Origin of the sequence: Enterocloster citroniae (assembly GCF_040545455.1) — a bacterium.
GTDB classification, from domain to species: domain Bacteria; phylum Bacillota; class Clostridia; order Lachnospirales; family Lachnospiraceae; genus Enterocloster; species Enterocloster citroniae.
Genome location: NZ_JBEPLZ010000007.1, coordinates 158,760 through 175,743 on the forward strand (window position 1 = coordinate 158,760; position 16,984 = coordinate 175,743).

The window sequence follows — 16,984 nt, forward strand, 5'->3', positions numbered from 1 at the left end:
CTTAGCATGGTTTATATATTTTCTTTTATTGGCCGTTGCCGATAAAAATCGTTATAAAATATACCCTTTCAATCCCGGCCTTTTTGAGAATCCTTGTACACGCCTCAATGGTGCTGCCCGTGGTATATATGTCATCCACCAGAATCACGGAATGTATGTAAGGCGGCAGATGGTCTGCCATAAATGCCTGCTCCAGATTTTTCAAACGTCCGGAAGGGTCCAGGGATTTCTGGGGCGCAGTCTTTTTGCTGCGCCTGAGAATTGTTGAGTTTACAGGTATTCCCAGTTTCTCAGAAAGCCTGACGGCCAGTTCCTGGGCCTGGTTAAAACCTCTGGTCTTCATCCGTGAGGGGTGGACCGGAACCGGCAGCAATACATCTGCTTTCATGCGCATTATCCGGGGGCCCAGGCTGCGGAACATGGCTTCCGCATAAAAATCCAGGTATTCCCGCTTGTTATTGTATTTGATCCCGGCCATGGACCGGCTTGCAGTTTCATCATAGTTGATCACGGACAGTCCGTACTCAAAACTCCGTTTATGCCTGGTACAGTCATAGCAGTATTCAATCGTGTCCCCAATAACCTCTTTTCCGCATTTTTTGCAGGTGGGACGGCGGACCCATGACAGCTTTTTCATGCAATCAGGGCATATGAGGAAGCCCTTGGGCATCACGATCCGGGCGCAGACCGGACAGCGCCGCGGAAACAGGATGTTTAGAATGTTATTATAACAGATTTTCACCAGATTCATTATTAATTTTATCCTGCCATTTCTTAAGATTATTGTTCACTTAGTATCTGGGGTATATTTGGATCCTGGGGAGCGGATGATGGGAGAGATGGGGGGGACGGGGGGATGGGGGGACGGGGGAGATGGGGGGGTAAATGTGGGTTATGAATGTGGGTTATAAATGTGGGTTATGAATAGGGGATATGAATAGGGGATATGAATGGGGGATATGAATGGGGGATATGAATGGGGGATATTTACAATACGGCAGGACCGATCCGGAAGAAAGGGGCAGGATGAATCCGGTTGTGGCTATGAGATTCTTCCAGGCACTCCCGGGGGCCCTGGTTAAGACCATGAGATTTTCCTCAACGCTGCTGCGCTCCCAGGTCCCCCTCCTCGTCCTGGTCATAGATTTCCTGTACCCGCGCCTTCAGCCCTGAGTACCGTTTCTGTTCCACGCAATTGGCCGCCATGGTATAGAAGGCATCGGGCTGGCCCACCAGGCAGACGCAGGAGCGTGCCCGGGTTACGGCAGTGTAGATCAGGTTGCGGGTCATGAGCATCCTGGGACCGTTGTACATGGGGATGATCACAGCCGGATACTCGCTTCCCTGGGACTTGTGAATGGTGATCGCATAGGCCAGCTCCAGCTCCTCCAGCTGTTTGAAGCTGTACTCTATCATCTTCCCTTCGTCAAATTCCACGGTGAGAAGTTCGGCGAATTCATTGATCTCCCGGATAATACCCACATCCCCGTTAAAAATGCCGGCGCCTTTGTCCGTGGGGATCCCATATTTGTTGCGGATTTCCCACTCCATCTGGTAGTTGTTCTTGATCTGCATCACCTTGTCGCCTGCCCGGTAAATGATGCCGCCTGCTTCCTTTTCCTTCTTGTTCTTGTCAGGGGGATTCAGGTGGTTTTGAAGGATCTGGTTCAGGCGCTCCACCCCCAGGGCTCCTTTTCTCATGGGCGTCATGACCTGGATGTCAAAGGGCTGGGCATGGACATAGCCCGGCAGCTTCTGCCGGATCAGGGTAATGGCGGCCCCTATAACCGAATCCGGGTTATCCCGCTTGATAAACAGGAAATCATTGCTGCGTTTACCCAGGTCCACGCGCTCTCCGGAATTAATTTTATGGGCATTGACCACAATGTCACTCTGGGCTGCCTGGCGGAAAATGTTAGTCAGCTTTACCACATTAAAGCAGCCGGAATCTATGATGTCCCTGAGCACATTGCCCGGCCCCACGCTGGGCAGCTGGTCCACATCGCCTACAAGGATCAGGCGTGTGCCCACATTGACGGCTCTGAGCAGGGAATGCATCAGGCTGATGTCCACCATGGACATTTCATCAATGATGATCACATCTGCGTCCAGGGGATTTTCTTCATTGCGGTCAAAATGCATGCCGGCCATTGTGGTCTTTCCTGAATCCCCGTTCCCTCCCGGCACGCCTGATGGCACCAGCTCCAGCATGCGGTGGATGGTCCTGGCTTCATACCCGGTGGCCTCCGTCATACGCTTGGCCGCGCGGCCTGTGGGCGCTGCCAGAAGTATTTCCATGCCCTCCAGTTCAAAATAGCGGATGATGGTGTTGATAGTGGTGGTCTTACCTGTTCCCGGACCGCCTGTGATGACCAGCAGACCGCTGTTCACGGCCTCATGGACTGCCTTTTCCTGAAGAGAATCCAGGCTGATGGATTCCTGCTGAAGGGCCTGGACCTTTTTCAGGTTGGCCTTGATCTCATCCTCCGGGGTATCCCCGTGGATGTTCAGGTCGTGAAGCATCCTGGCGGTATTCAGTTCCAGATAATAGTACTGTGAAGAATAAATGACCGGTCCCTGGGCCGTGTTTTTGACCACCACTTTGCGGTCGATCTGCATATCCATGAGATGTTTTCCCATAGCTGAGGGCTCCACCTTCAGGATATCGGATGCCAGGCCAAACAGCTCCTCCTGGGGCAGGTATGTATGGCCATTGGCCGTGGCCTGGAGAAGCGTGTACAGGATACCGGCCTTGATGCGGTAATCGGAATCCGTGAAAATGCCCACCCGTTCCGCTATCTCGTCCGCCATCTTAAACCCAACCCCCGGGATATCATCCGCCAGCCGGTAGGGGTTCTCCTTGATGATGCCGTAAAGGGCGGGGCCGTACTGCTGATATATCTTGGCAGCCAGATTCATGGTAATGCCGTAATTTTGAAGGAACATCATGGCCTGGCGCATGTCCTTTTTGTCCTCCACCTGTTCTGCGATGGCCATGGCCATCTTCTCACTGATCCCTTTTACCTCGGACAACCGCTCCGGTTCTTCCTCCATCACACGGAATGTGTCTGCTTTAAAATGGCGCACGATCCTTGCAGCCAAAGCGGCCCCGATGCCTTTAATGGCACCGGAGCCCAGATAACGCTCCATGGACAGCTCGTCCTGGGGCGTCTTCATTTCATATTTCTCAATCTGCAGCTGTTCGCCGTACACGGCGTGTTCCGTCATGCGGCCGCTGGCCTGGATCATGTCGCCTTCCGACACATATGCCAGATTGCCCACCATGATGACTTCCCCGCCGTCACTCTGGTCCGTCACGCTTAAAACCGTGTAACCGTTGTCTTCGTTGCGGAACTTGATCCGCTCTATAAATCCCGTGATTGTCGCCATATTTCCAACCGAAAGAACCCGGGACTCCCAGCCTGCGCCTGATCATTGCCTTGTGCCAGCTGTGTGCCGCACCTTGGGGAAAGCTTGTCCCAATGGGCAGGCGCAGCGGACTGCGTCAAATCCATTGGGTCAAATATACCGCAACGTGGGACCTGCAGATGGCGGGAAAAGGTGTTCAGACACGCTCTGGAATGGGTCCGGGTTCTGTAATTTAGTAATCTTCTCTGCTGCTTCCGCCCATGGATGCTTCCATGGCCATGTTCATACCGTGGGCAAACTCAATGAACTTGCCGGTTCCGATCGCCACTGCTGTCAGCGGGTCTTCCGCGATCATGGTGGTAATGCCTGTCTTCTCCTCGATCAGGGCATCCAGCCCGCTGAGCAGGGAGCCGCCGCCTGTCATGACAATGCCTCTGTCAAAAATATCTGCTGCCAATTCCGGAGGGGTGCGCTCCAGCACGTTGTGCACCGCATCCACGATCTGAAGGGCCGGCTCGCGCAATGCCTCCAGGGTCTCGTCCGAGGTGACTACAATGGTCTTTGGAAGGCCGGTCACCAGATTACGTCCCCTTACCTCCATGGTAAGAACTTCCGGTCTGCGGTATGCCGCTCCAATATTGATCTTGATCTCCTCGGCTGTACGTTCGCCAATGAGCAGATTGTGCTTTTTCCTCATGTAGCGCACCAGGGCCTCGTCAAAGTCATCACCTGCGATCTTGATGGATGTACTTACCACCGGACCTCCCAGGGAAATGACGGCAATATCAGCAGTTCCGCCTCCGATGTCAACGATCATATTACCGCAGGCCTTGCCAATATCAATACCTGCGCCAATGGCTGCTGCCACCGGCTCCTCGATAATGGCCACTTCACGTGCGCCTGCCTGGTAGGTGGCGTCCTCCACAGCCTTTTTCTCCACCTCGGTGGCGCCGCTGGGGATACATACACTGATCCTGGGCTTGCGCAGGGTCTTCTTACCCACTGCCTTGCTGATGAAATACTTTAACATCTTCTCTGTTATGGTGTAATCTGAAATAACGCCCTGGCGCAGGGGGCGGACCGCAACAATATTGCCGGGGGTTCGTCCGATCATAAGACGCGCTTCCTCGCCGATGGCCATGATCTTGTTGGTATCACGATCAATAGCCACTACGGACGGTTCTTTTAATACAACGCCTTTACCCTTGATATAAACAAGGATGCTGGCTGTTCCTAAGTCAATTCCAATATCATTGGACATCATCGAAAACATATAGATAATTCCTCCTCGCTATCCGCACCCATGCAGGCTTATGGAACCTGTATGGCCGGAACGGCTGCTTCTATTACTCCTAAAATGGGGTTTTTGTGCTGTTCTATTTATAGCATTGCTTCTATTATATACAATATTGTAAAGTTTTCAAAGGGTTTTTTTCTTTTTTATTTTCTTTAGGTTTTTTTTATGCTATAGACATATTTCTGTCACAATTATTGCTTATGATAATAACAAGTTCACCGAGAGGTGGACGAGGCCTTTGTTTCAAGTGATTACTTGAAATCACAAAGCTTTTTCATACTCATACCGGACGAAGCAATTCGTCCGGCCCCCCTATTAATTATACCCGCTTTGGCTTTTTCAAAGCGGTTTTTTATATGCCGGCGCTGCCTGCATCGGACTGTTTTTATTGTTTCCTAATAATTTTTATTGTTTTTTCATGAAACGTCCATACTTTTCTCACATTTACCTGAGATAATAAGACCTGTAAAGCACAAAAAGCTTTTTCATACTCATACCGGGTAAGTAAAATTATCCGGTCCCCCTATAACATTTTCTTTTTTTATATACCTACCATTCCCTCGCATGGCCGCTGACCATGCGAACCAACAAAAAGGGACGTTCACTGTGGAGGACACAGGGAGACGTTCTTTTTTGTTCTCCCTGTGCCCCCACCTCTTACATTTTCCGAAGATATAAATTACTATTAAAACTGGAAAATTTAACCACATAAGAGGAGGTATCAGCAATGACAGCAACACCTAAATTACAGCCAAACCATACCCTGGACCAGTTTCAAAAGTACCTGGTCACAAGGAACAAGTCCCCTAACACGATCTGTGTTTACCGCTATGCAGTGGAACAGTTCTACCATCTCTATCCGCAGCTCACCCCCAGAAACCTGCAGCTCTACAAGGTGTATCTCCTGGAACATTATAAGCCCCAGACCGTCAACCTGCGGATCCGGGCCCTGAACTGTTTTATGGAATACCGGCAGACATCCATCACCCCTGTTTCCATGATCAAGATACAGCAGAAAACCTACCTGGACAAGATCATCAGCCAAGGTGATTATGAATACCTGAAGCGGAAGCTGATGGAAAACGAGGAGTACACCTATTATTTCATTGTGCGGCTCATCACTGCCACCGGGGTCAGGGTCAGTGAACTGATCACATTCCAGATAGAAGACATCCACAGAGGGCACAAGGATATTTACTCTAAAGGAAATAAAATGCGGCGTATCTATATTCCCACTATTCTGAAAGGCGAATTCCAGCAATGGTTTTCGGCTGCCTGCCGCACGGTTGGCCCTCTGTTTCTCAACCGTTTCGGCTCTCCCATCTCTCCCTCCGGCATCAGATCCCAATTCAAGGTTTTCGCCATACGCTACGGCCTGGACCCGGAGGTCATGTATCCCCACAGCTTTCGGCACCGGTTTGCAAAAAATTTCATAGAGAAATGCGGGGACATTTCCCTGCTCTCCGATCTTTTGGGCCACGAGAGCATTGAGACCACCAGGATCTATCTCCGGCGCAGCAGCAGTGAACAGTACCGGATCGTCAACAAGGTTGTGGACTGGTAAGATTGGGGGTGATATGATATGAATTCCATTACAGATAAAAATGTGCATAATCCGGACATGTTCCAGGCAAACTTAGAGTATTTCCGCGACTTTCTCCAAAAGCGCGGTTCCGCTGAAAATACCATTGACTCTTATCTCACATCGGTCCGGCATTATCACTCCCTGTTCTGCGATATCACGGTGGAGCATCTTCAGGAGTATAAGGCCTGGCTGATGGAGCACTATAAACCTTGTACGGTCAACACACGCATATACGGCATCAACCAGTACGTGATCGCACTCCAGGCAGCATTTACCGAGGAGAATATGGGGCCCGCTCATGAGGAGAATCCATTTTTTGTCCTGCCTGAGACCCTTTCCCTTCTGACTCCTTATAAACTTCCGTCAGTAAGGCACCAGCAGAAGCCATTTCTCAACAATGTGATCTCCAAACGTGATTATGAGCGCTTAAAGCGCTGTCTGAAACGGGACAACAATATGTTCTGGTATTTTGTAGTGCGCTTTCTGGGGGCCACGGGAGCCAGGGTCAGCGAGCTGATACAGATCAAAGCCGAGCATGTACAGATCGGATGTATGGACCTGTACTCCAAAGGGGGGAAGGTCCGCCGTATATATTTTCCGGAAAAGCTTTGCGGGGAAATGCTGGCCTGGCTGGCCCTGCGCGGTGTGCAGACCGGCTTTATCTTTACCAACCGGCGGGGCCGCCAGATCACTCCCCGTGGGATCAGCAGCCAGCTTAAGGTGCTGGCAAAACATTACCGGATCCGTCCGGACACGGTGTATCCCCATTCCTTCAGACACAGGTTTGCCAAAAATTTTCTCACAAAGTTCAACGATATCTCATTGCTGGCAGACCTTATGGGACATGAAAGCATTGAGACCACCCGCATTTACCTGACCCGTTCCTCCGATGAGCAGAGAGTGCTGATCGACAAAATTGTTACCTGGTAGATTGGCGAATGGCCACATGCAGATTGCATTTTTCACAGAAACCCAGTATGATTAAAGCATAAAACAGAGCAAAGGATGACCTTATATGTACGAATACGCGTGGTATCAGTGGCTTACTTTTTTCTTTATATATTGTTTTTTCGGGTGGATCTTTGAATCCTCCTATGTGTCGCTGAAAAAGAAACATTTTGTGAACCGCGGGTTCCTGCGGCTTCCCATGCTCCCCCTGTACGGGACCGGGGCTGTTATGATGCTGTGGGTCTCCCTGCCGGTGAAGGACAACCTGTTCCTTGTGTACCTCTCCGGCGTGGTGGCTGCCACGATCCTGGAATATGTTACTGGCTGGGGAATGGAAAAGCTGTTTAAGATGAAATACTGGGATTACAGCAACCAGCGTCTGAACCTTAAGGGATATATCTGCCTCAGTTCCTCCATTGCCTGGGGTTTTCTCACCATTTTCCTCACCGAGGTGATCCACCGTCCCATTGAGCGGTATGTGCTGGGTCTGCCTTTGATGGTGAATATTGTCTGTGTTGTTGTGGTATCCCTGCTGTTTGCAGCCGATGCAGCCGAGTCGGTCAAGGCTGCCCTGGACCTGGCCAAGGTGCTGGATGCCATGACCAATATGCGGGCGGAGCTGGATGATATCCAGGTGCAGATGGCGCTGCTGAAGGCTGAGACGGCCCAGAAGGTGGAGGAAGTAAAGGAAGAGGCTTCCCAGAAGTTTGTAATGGTCAGATCAGAAGCAGCCCTGCGTGCAGCGTCCCTGAAGGAAGATGCGGCAGAGCGCCTGGGTGACATGATGGAAAACACCATGGAACGCATGGGCGAATTTGTGGAGGATACGGCTGAGAAGGTGGGCGGACTGGTTGGCGGGACCGCGGACAAGGTGTCCGGGACCGCAAGGAAGCTGTCTGAGTTCACCGAGGATGCAGCTGCCAGGGTGAGCGCCACTTTGAGCCAGCGTGACGGGACCAGGGCCGGGGAAATTGGATCCGGAGAAATCGTGGCAGGGGAGACCGGGGCCGGAGCCGGGAAAACCGCGGCCGGGGAGACCGGGGCCAAGCATGGATCTGTCGAAGTACCGGCCGGACACAGGGATCTCACCGGTGAACTTAGGGCAGCGGTCAGGGAACGCAGGGAAAAGCTGGCTGCTCTGTCCGGGCGGCTCAGCGTGCTCACGGAAAAGAGGCACCGCATATCCAGCCCCATGGGATTTTACAGGCGGAGCCTTTTAAAGGGCAATCCTTCCGCATCCTCCTCCAGGTTTGGGGAGGCCTTAAAGGAGCTGAGGGAGATCGCGGACAGAAAGAGAGAGGAACAATAAAAAGCAATATGATGCAATGGGCAGAACTGTTTGGCGGTTCTGCCCTTTTTTTGTCTTCGGCACATTTAGGAATGGAGGGGGCGTGACTATCTATACTTTTCCTTATCCGAAGTATAATCAACTCGTAATGCAATAAAGGAATTTCAAAAAGTATTTCAAAAAGAAAAAGGAGAGTGCATTAATTATGAGAAAGCAGACAAAATTAGTTGCTGTATTATCAACAGCAGCACTGCTCGCTATTGGTGCATCCATGACTTCTTTTGCAGCTACAGGATGGGCTGAGGAAGATGGTACTTGGGTATACTACAACAGAGACGGCGAGCGCGCAACCGATCAGTGGAAGAAATCCGGGAACAACTGGTATTACCTGGACAGCGATGGCGAGATGGCCATTGATACCCTGATTGAGGATGGCGATAACTACTACTATGTGGACATCAACGGTGTGATGGCTGCAAACCAGTGGGTTGCCATTGAGAACGAGGACGCAGGTGAGGATGACGAGCCGGAGCATTACTGGTACTACTTCCAGGCAAACGGCAAGGCCTTAACCAATGGCGACAATGACAAGGTTTCCTTAAAGACCATCAACGGTAAGAAATATGCGTTTGACGAAGATGGCAAGATGCTCTTTGGATGGGTTGATGATGACAGCGCAGAGCGCGTTGACGACTCAGACGGGGACGGCTTCAAGGAAGGCGTTTATTACTTCGGCGGCGAGGATGACGGTGCAATGACAGTTGGCTGGATCCAGCTGGATATCACCTATGATGAAGCAACCGAGGACGATTACAAATATACTGCTGCTGCATTTAATGATGACGAGGATCAGAGCCGCTGGTTCTACTTCAAATCCAACGGTAAGAAAGTATATGCAGAAAACGGAGACCGCACAAAAGACAAGACCATCAACGGCAGAAAGTACGCATTTGACGAGTATGGCGCAATGGTTGCAGAGTGGTCTCTGGATGAGGATGACCTTAAGAAAGAAAGCAATTACAGTGCAGGCACTACTGCTTCCGGTTCCGTGGTACAAAAAGGCACCAGCGGCGCAGGCGGCGTAGGAACACAGTCTTACGCAATTGGCGGTACGGACGGCAATGGAGACGGCATCCTTACCGGCAGCGGAAAAGACTCCCATTATACACAGGCATGGAAATACTTCAGCAGTGTGGATGACGGTGCCCGTGTAAGCAAGGGATGGTTCAAGGTAGTATCCGCTGAATATCTCAACGATGACAAATATGATGATGATGAAGAGGCATGGTACTATGCAGACGGCAGCGGCAACCTGTATGCCGGAGAGTTTAAGACCATCAAGGGCAAGAAGTATGCATTCAGGAATGATGGACGTATGATCAACGGCCTGAAGTTCATCTATGAGGATAAGGATAACCAGAACCTGATCGTAAAAGCGGATGATGATGATTACTATCCATTTGACGATGAGGATAATTTCCTTGACAATGCAGCTGATTACTATGAGACCAACGGCTTCAAGTGCTACTACTTCGGCGGCGGCGATGACGGCTCCATGAGAACCGGCAAGACCACTGTTTCTGTTGACGGCGAGAACCACAACTTCTACTTTGAGAAGTCCGGCGGAAACAAGGGCGCTGGCGTAACAGGCGAGAAGGACGATAAGCTGTACCAGTCCGGTATGCTTTTGAGAGCAGACTCCGATGACAAGTACATTGTTGTTAAAAAGACAACCACTACAGATTCCACCACTAACAAGAAAACTGTAACTTACAAGAAGCTGGATGACGCTGCTGACTTTATTGATGATGCAGGACTGGTAGACGCAATCGGCGACAAGACTGAAAACGAGTCTGTTGATATCGGTCATGTTTCCAAGAAAGCCAAGGATCTGAAGGAAGCTTATGTACTCAGTACCGATGCGGCTGAGGAGGGTGTTGAGTACATCCTGGTTAATACTTCCGGTAAGGTAATTGACAGCAACAGCAAGAACAAGGATGGAAACGACTACTACTATGTAGTTAAGAAGGGCGGAACCATCGAAGGCGTTTATGTTGAGGACTAATTCCTGATATTGCCTTAAACCGCACTGACATGATTTAAGGGGGAGGCGTTATGGCTGATATAGCAATATGTTGGTCATAACGCCTTTTTGGCGTCAGCTGATAAATACTCTTCCTTTTGCGGAGAACAGAAATGACAGGAGGTCCATATGTTAAAGAAAAATTTGTTAGGGCTGGGTATGGCATTGATCCTGGCCATGTCATCTGCTGCATCTGTATATGCAGACCAGACTGATGCCGCCGCCACGGCCATGGAAAACTGCGGCGCCTATCTTTTTGAGTGGAGACCCATTGACTGCGGAAACGGTTATTATTTTGCGATCCTGGTGGGCGGGAATACCATTCAGGAAAGTGATGTGATCCTGAACAGGGGTTATGATTACGCGTATACCTTTGATTATACGGCGGGGAGGCCCTGGGGCCAGGCGCCGGACCTTGTAAATGCAAACGGAGTCTGGGCAATTCCGGAAAACCAGCCCTCCCTCCCGGAAGGCACACAACCTGCCCTGCGCATCACACTGGTGACAAACAATAAGGTCCTGCCCTCCAGGGAACGCTACATTGATGTGGTCAGTCTGCCGGGAGGAGTTAATCCAGGCGATCTTCCCCCGGAAGTGCGGAAATACCTGATCAATGTGGACGGGTCCGATGCCGGGGCCTATGTGGGGACCGTCACCCCCGGATGGCAGCAGGATGAGGACGGCAAATACCGTTACCTGAAGCCGGACGGCACCTATGTAAGCAATGGATGGCTGAAAGTCAGCGACCAGCAGTATTATATGGATGAAAATGGCATCATGCTGGCCGACACCATTACGCCGGACGGATATTATGTCAATTCCAGCGGTGAAAAAACCAGCTATCACCCGGGGTGGGTCCAGGATGATAAGGGATGGCGGTATGTTGGAAAGAACGGATACTATGCTGCATCCACCTGGGTCCAGGATACGGATGGGAAATGGTACTATTTTAACATCGCCGCCTATATGGAAACAGACAGCATAACGCCTGACGGCTACTATGTGGATGCAAGCGGTGTCTGGGACGGCAATCCATCCGCCAAGACGGAGCAGGATAACAAGAGCCTGGGACCGGGCGTTGTCAATCAATGACATATTGCACCCATTTTCACATCCGATGGACATCCGATGCTTCTTGGACGGCATGACCGGTCAAGAAGATACGCCGTCCTGAACAGTTACAACATATTATGATAAGTGGTATGGGGGTATTTTTATACCCCTTCACATACCACTTATATTTTTACCTGCAGGGTGACAGTTTTCCTCATATTGTCTATTTTTCCCAGCGCTGTCCCGCCAGGGGGGCGAGTATCCTGGAATTTTTTTATGGAAATTTGGCAAATTGGACAGGTTTTTAACAACTGTACATTTATTTTGTTAAACATTTATGCTACTATATTCGATAAATTACAGAAGGGTCGTGTATCAGCATGCAAACGTCAGAAACCTCCGCCCATGCAGCCGCTGAAAACCAGGAGCTGAGCAAAGCCTTAGACGCATTCCAGGACTATCTGCTGCGGCAAAATATGGCTTCCAATACCATAACCGCATATGTATATGGGGTGAAACATTTTTACTCCTGTTATGACCGGTTGTCACCGGACAACATCAGCCTTTATAAGGTCTCCCTCATGGATCATTACCAACCGCAGACCGTCAACATACGCATCCGGGCATTGAATTGTTTCCTGAAATTCCTGGGGATCAGGGATTATAAGATCCGTGCCGTCCGCGTCCAGCAAAAAAGCTATCTGGACCATGTCATCAGCCAGGCTGATTATGAATACTTAAAGCGCAGGCTTTGGGAAGATGAACAGTACACATTTTACTTTATTGTCAGATTCATCACCGCCACCGGTGTCCGGGTCAGCGAACTGGTGATGTTCCAGGTAGCGGACGTGCACAGGGGATACAAGGATCTTTATTCAAAGGGAAATAAAATGAGGCGCATCTATATCCCATCTTCCCTGCAAAAGGACGCCATGGACTGGCTTAAGGCAGAGGGCAGACGCACCGGGCCCCTGTTTCTGAGCCACCTGGGAAGCTGTATATCCATCTCGGGCATACGGGCGCAGTTAAAGACCTATGCCTGCCGGTATAATTTGGACCCCAAGGTAGTTTACCCACACTCGTTCCGCCACCGCTTTGCAAAGAACTTTATTGAAAATGGCGGTGATATTGCTTTTCTCTCCAATTTACTGGGGCATGACAGCATTGAGACCACCCGCATTTACCTGAGAAGAACCAGCACCGAACAGGCGCAGATTTTTAATCAGGTGGTGAATTGGTGATCCGTAAGCCATCAGTCACTTGTTATAAAAGGTTGTGATTTTTATGTGCGCATCAAGACAGATGCCTGAAGAAGCAGAATTAAATTTTATCCATTATCTGAAAAGGCGGGACGCCTCCCCTAATACCATTAAAAGCTGTCTGGCCTCATGCCGGCTCTACTACTCCCTGTTCGGTGAACTGAATACGACCAATCTGATGCTGTATAAGGATTATCTGGTGCAGCACTATACGGCTGCCACGGTCAACAACCGGATCTATGGGATCAACAGGTACCTGGACTGCATTGGAATGGCTTTGGACAACAAAGGGCCGGATTCCGATGGCAGCAGGGCTGCTTCGGACAACACTGGATTTCCCTCGGACTGCCATAGGGACAGCCGTGACGCCTTCCGTCTCCCTGTGGTGCAGACGCAGCAGGTTTCTTTTTTGGACCGCGTGATCTCCCAGGAAGATTATATGAGATTCAAAGATTCCCTGAAATCCGATGGCAACATGTACTGGTATTTTGTGGTCCGGTTCCTGGCCTGCACCGGAGCCAGGGTCAGTGAATTGATACAAATCAAGGCGGAACACCTGGAGATGGGGTATATGGACCTATGCTCAAAAGGCGGAAAGGTGCGCAGGATCTACTTTCCCGATGCCCTCTGCCAGGAAGCCCTGGACTGGGTCCATGAAAAAGGCGTTGTATCCGGCTTTCTCTTTACCAACTCCCACGGGGATCCCATCACCCCAAGAGGCATCAGCAGCCAGTTAAAGGTGCTGGCCCGCCGCTACGGCATACCTGAGGATACCGTGTATCCCCACGCCTTCCGGCACCGGTTTGCCAAAAATTTTCTTGCAAATTTTAATGACATCTCATTGCTGGCAGATCTGATGGGACATGACAGCATTGAAACCACGCGCATTTACCTTAACAAATCCACGGATGAACAGAGAGAGCTGATCGATAAAATCGTCACCTGGTAAACGCTCATGCACGGGGCGCCCTGCGCCAAAAAGGGATGCCGGACAGCTTACGCCGCCGGGCATCCCCTATAATATTCATGATATTCACTTACATCATCTGATCCACCATGGCCATCACGGCTGCTCCCAGGGCCTCTGCCTTTGCCTCCGCATCCTCCATGGAGCTTCCCTTGATCCCGTAGTAGAACTTGATCTTGGGCTCTGTTCCTGAAGGCCTTACGCAGATCCAGGCGCCGTCATTCAGGTCATAATACAGTACATTGGAGGACGGAAGTCCGGTGGGCTTCACTTCTCCGGTAGTCATGTCCTTGACGGTGTCTAACTTGTAATCCCTTGCTGAGATAACCTTGTAGCTTCCCACCGCTTCCGGCGTATTGGCCCGCAGTGTCTCCATAATGGACTGGATTTTGGCCAGTCCTTCAATGCCGGACAGGCCGATGGACTTGACCGCATCCTTATAGTAGCCGTACTTATCGTACATAGCCACCATGGCATCCCACAGGGTCATGCCTTTCTGCTTGTAGTAGGCTGCTGCCTCACACAGCGCTGCCGTGGCCGAGATCGCGTCCTTGTCCCTGGCATAGGTGCCGATGAGACAGCCATAGCTCTCTTCCATTCCAAAGAGATAGGTTCCCTGGCCTGTCTTTTCGTTCTTAAGCACCTGCTGTCCAATCCACTTAAAGCCCGTGAGCACCTCAATGAGCCGGCATCCGTATTCCTTTGCAACCGCATCGATCAGGTTGGTGGAAACTATGGACTTGATCACCTGGCCATCGGCTGGTATCTTACCTGCCGCCTGCTTCTGGCTGAGCACATACTCGCATAGCAGGGAACCGGACATGTTGCCTGTGAGAGGAATATAATTGCCGGAACGGGCATCCTTTACATATACGCCCAGACGGTCGGCATCCGGATCTGTTGCCAGAACCAGGTCCGCATCCTTTTCCCTGGCCAGCTTAAGGCCCAGGGCAAATGCTTCCTCGGCTTCCGGGTTGGGATAACTTACAGTTGGGAAATCACCGTCCGGCAGTTCCTGCTCAGGCACCACATAGACATGGGTAAAGCCGATCTCCTCCATCACTCTTCTGGCCGGGATATTACCGGTTCCGTGGAGAGGTGTATACACAATGGTGATCTGGTCCTGCATCTCGTCAATGGCCTTCTGGTTCACAACCTGGGCCTTTACCTGGGCAATATACTTGTCATCAATCTCCTTGCCGATCACCTGGTACTTGCCCGCTGCCGCTGCGGATGCCTCGTCCGTGGTCTTTACCGTGGACAGATCCTCAATGGCCAGCACCTCATCAGTAACGCCCTTGTCATGAGGCGGTGTAAACTGGGCGCCGTCCTCCCAATATACCTTATAGCCGTTGTATTCAGGCGGGTTGTGGCTGGCTGTGATGTTGATGCCGGCAATACAGCCCAGCTCCCGGACTGCAAAGGACAGCTCCGGCGTGGGGCGCAGCGACTCAAACTTGTATGCCTTAATACCGTTGGCTGCCAGGGTCATGGCCGCCTCCATGGCAAACTCCGGTGACATGTGGCGGGAATCATAGGCAATGGCAACACCCTTGTCTGCGCCGCCCTGTTTGATAATATAGTTGGCAAGGCCCTGGGTTGCACGCCTTACCACATAAATATTCATACGGTTAATGCCTGCACCGATTACGCCGCGCAGTCCGGCTGTACCGAACTCCAGATCCATATAGAAACGCTCTTTAATCTCATTCTCATCGCCCTCAATGGCGCGGAGCTCTTCTTTTGTGGCCTCATCAAAATAGGGGTTTGATAACCATTCCTGGTATATCTTCATGTAATCTTTCATAAATATACTCCCTCCTGAATGCAGTATTAGGCATAATCTGCCTGCATATTATGCTTAAGATTATACTATATCAGGCAAAAAAAAGGAAGTACAAGCCTTGATTAATTTACACTAATCACACCCCGCAGTCAGCCTGAAGGCGTTTCAGGAAGTGATTCCTCTGCTGCTGCTGTTCCTCCAGACCGTGGAGTTTATCAATGTTCCGGCCCGGTATCCATGCCTTATTGGCATTGTAATAAAAGTTCAGCTGTTTCCAGTATTTCTCAGGATACAGGAACAGATAATACAGGCAGGTCAATTCCTGACGGTCCATGGGCAGGATCCGCTCATAGGAGTCCAGCATGGATAATCCCAGGTCCACATTCCATCCGTGCTTCTCCATGACTTTACGCATGAACCGGTATAGGTCTGAGACCTGGATCCCCAGGTGCATACGGTTATACTCGATAATAGCCGTATAGTTTGGCCCCATGAGCACATGATGCTGGTCCAGGTCACCATGGCACAGGAATGCGGGTTTTTCCCCTGTGCGGTCCGAAGGTACGGCAGTCTGCACCGCCCCCTTTGGTCCCCTGGGGTTCTTTATCTCCGCTGCCTCCAGGGCATCATACTCGGAATCCACTGCATTCTCCGTCCACAAGCTTTTGATCCCCTGCACCGCCTCCAGGGCCTGCTCATAAAACATGTTGTAATTTCCAATAACGCAGAGCTCAAATTCGGATTTTTTCCGTTTGCCGCGGATATAATTGCGTGTCCGCTGCATTTCCCTGTTATGACGCTCCAGTTCTTCCTCCAGGGATTCGGACAGGATGGAGCCCATGCTCCACTCCTCCTTAAATTCCACGGTTCTCAGCTGACCGTGCAGCATGGCAAGGCGCGACAATGCCTGACGGATTTCAAAGCCGTCTTTTATGTTGCATTCCCTGTCCATAAACCAATCCTTTAGTATGTAGCGCGTTCCGTCTCCTGTCATTGTCAGAAGGCTTCCCTCTTTATTCCTGATGTACCGGTCAGCCCTAAGGCTTCCCCTGGTATCCAATATCCCCAGAACCTCGTCCTCGAATTCCAGGCGTTTAACCGTTCCACGGTATTCTTTTAAAAGCCTGCAGCCGTTCCTGGTCTCACAGATCCATGAACCGCGGCCCTTTCTCACTGATATTACATCCATCTCATACTGCTCTAAGGCTTCCACGTACTTCTCGTTCATTTTCCAACCCCTCCACACTCTATCCCATCACATTTAGTCGAAACGGGAAGCTGCCGTTTCAGCTACTTCTAGGGTATGTAAAGAATTGGATGTTTATGACAGATGAGGGCAAAGAAAACTG

Annotated in this window: 12 protein-coding genes; 7 read left to right on the top strand and 5 right to left on the bottom strand. The window is 50.7% G+C overall.

Going from position 1 to position 16,984, the window contains the following annotated elements; translation table 11 throughout:
- Positions 1-25: 25 nt before the first annotated feature.
- From ABID13_RS11780 to ABID13_RS11790, 3 genes are all read right to left on the bottom strand, one after another.
- Positions 26-751, bottom strand: coding sequence for a ComF family protein (locus ABID13_RS11780; protein ID WP_045091654.1), 726 nt, complete (start codon positions 749-751; stop codon positions 26-28).
- A gap of 347 nt (positions 752-1,098) precedes the next feature.
- The gene (gene recD2 / locus ABID13_RS11785) at positions 1,099-3,390 is read right to left on the bottom strand and encodes an SF1B family DNA helicase RecD2 (RefSeq protein WP_045092925.1); all 2,292 of its coding nucleotides are present in this window, start codon (positions 3,388-3,390) and stop codon (positions 1,099-1,101) included.
- A gap of 211 nt (positions 3,391-3,601) precedes the next feature.
- A complete protein-coding gene (locus ABID13_RS11790) occupies positions 3,602-4,642 on the bottom strand; it encodes a rod shape-determining protein (protein WP_007869576.1) in 1,041 nt (346 codons plus the stop codon).
- Positions 4,643-5,393: 751 nt separating this feature from the next.
- Here ABID13_RS11790 and ABID13_RS11795 point away from each other — a divergent pair.
- From ABID13_RS11795 to ABID13_RS11825, 7 genes are all read left to right on the top strand, one after another.
- A complete protein-coding gene (locus tag ABID13_RS11795) occupies positions 5,394-6,230 on the top strand; it encodes a tyrosine-type recombinase/integrase (protein WP_007869578.1) in 837 nt (278 codons plus the stop codon).
- 18 nt (positions 6,231-6,248) lie between these two features.
- Positions 6,249-7,181, top strand: a complete 933-nt coding sequence (locus ABID13_RS11800) for a tyrosine-type recombinase/integrase (protein WP_007869588.1) — start codon at positions 6,249-6,251, stop codon at positions 7,179-7,181.
- 85 nt (positions 7,182-7,266) lie between these two features.
- Positions 7,267-8,508 carry a putative ABC transporter permease gene (locus tag ABID13_RS11805; RefSeq protein ID WP_048929000.1) on the top strand — a complete coding sequence of 414 codons (1,242 nt, stop codon included), beginning with the start codon at positions 7,267-7,269 and terminating at the stop codon, positions 8,506-8,508.
- Positions 8,509-8,692: 184 nt separating this feature from the next.
- Positions 8,693-10,552 carry a PspC-like choline-binding domain-containing protein gene (locus tag ABID13_RS11810; RefSeq protein ID WP_048929001.1) on the top strand — a complete coding sequence of 620 codons (1,860 nt, stop codon included), beginning with the start codon at positions 8,693-8,695 and terminating at the stop codon, positions 10,550-10,552.
- A 147-nt stretch (positions 10,553-10,699) separates the two neighbouring features.
- Positions 10,700-11,662 (top strand): choline-binding protein, encoded by a 963-nt coding sequence (locus tag ABID13_RS11815; RefSeq protein ID WP_045092928.1) that lies wholly within the window; start codon positions 10,700-10,702, stop codon positions 11,660-11,662.
- 341 nt (positions 11,663-12,003) lie between these two features.
- The gene (locus ABID13_RS11820; RefSeq protein ID WP_007869600.1) at positions 12,004-12,864 is read left to right on the top strand and encodes a tyrosine-type recombinase/integrase; all 861 of its coding nucleotides are present in this window, start codon (positions 12,004-12,006) and stop codon (positions 12,862-12,864) included.
- A gap of 43 nt (positions 12,865-12,907) precedes the next feature.
- Positions 12,908-13,831 (top strand): tyrosine-type recombinase/integrase, encoded by a 924-nt coding sequence (locus tag ABID13_RS11825; RefSeq protein WP_048929002.1) that lies wholly within the window; start codon positions 12,908-12,910, stop codon positions 13,829-13,831.
- 88 nt (positions 13,832-13,919) lie between these two features.
- Here ABID13_RS11825 and ABID13_RS11830 read toward each other — a convergent pair whose 3' ends face one another.
- Together ABID13_RS11830 and ABID13_RS11835 are read right to left on the bottom strand one after the other, a co-directional pair.
- Positions 13,920-15,656, bottom strand: coding sequence for a phospho-sugar mutase (locus ABID13_RS11830; protein ID WP_045092929.1), 1,737 nt, complete (start codon positions 15,654-15,656; stop codon positions 13,920-13,922).
- Between the two features lie 115 nt (positions 15,657-15,771).
- On the bottom strand, positions 15,772-16,863 hold the full coding sequence (locus tag ABID13_RS11835) for a protein kinase family protein (RefSeq protein ID WP_048929003.1): 1,092 nt from the start codon (positions 16,861-16,863) through the stop codon (positions 15,772-15,774).
- Positions 16,864-16,984 lie beyond the last annotated feature (121 nt).

Excerpts from the sequence above, each read along its gene's own strand:
- ABID13_RS11780 (WP_045091654.1), bottom strand. The coding sequence starts at position 751 with ATGAATCTGGTGAAAATCTGTTATAATAACATTCTAAACATCCTGTTT.
- recD2 (WP_045092925.1), bottom strand. The coding sequence starts at position 3,390 with ATGGCGACAATCACGGGATTTATAGAGCGGATCAAGTTCCGCAACGAA.
- ABID13_RS11790 (WP_007869576.1), bottom strand. The coding sequence starts at position 4,642 with ATGTTTTCGATGATGTCCAATGATATTGGAATTGACTTAGGAACAGCC.
- ABID13_RS11795 (WP_007869578.1), top strand. The coding sequence starts at position 5,394 with ATGACAGCAACACCTAAATTACAGCCAAACCATACCCTGGACCAGTTT.
- ABID13_RS11800 (WP_007869588.1), top strand. The coding sequence starts at position 6,249 with ATGAATTCCATTACAGATAAAAATGTGCATAATCCGGACATGTTCCAG.
- ABID13_RS11805 (WP_048929000.1), top strand. The coding sequence starts at position 7,267 with ATGTACGAATACGCGTGGTATCAGTGGCTTACTTTTTTCTTTATATAT.
- ABID13_RS11810 (WP_048929001.1), top strand. The coding sequence starts at position 8,693 with ATGAGAAAGCAGACAAAATTAGTTGCTGTATTATCAACAGCAGCACTG.
- ABID13_RS11815 (WP_045092928.1), top strand. The coding sequence starts at position 10,700 with ATGTTAAAGAAAAATTTGTTAGGGCTGGGTATGGCATTGATCCTGGCC.
- ABID13_RS11820 (WP_007869600.1), top strand. The coding sequence starts at position 12,004 with ATGCAAACGTCAGAAACCTCCGCCCATGCAGCCGCTGAAAACCAGGAG.
- ABID13_RS11825 (WP_048929002.1), top strand. The coding sequence starts at position 12,908 with ATGTGCGCATCAAGACAGATGCCTGAAGAAGCAGAATTAAATTTTATC.
- ABID13_RS11830 (WP_045092929.1), bottom strand. The coding sequence starts at position 15,656 with ATGAAAGATTACATGAAGATATACCAGGAATGGTTATCAAACCCCTAT.
- ABID13_RS11835 (WP_048929003.1), bottom strand. The coding sequence starts at position 16,863 with ATGAACGAGAAGTACGTGGAAGCCTTAGAGCAGTATGAGATGGATGTA.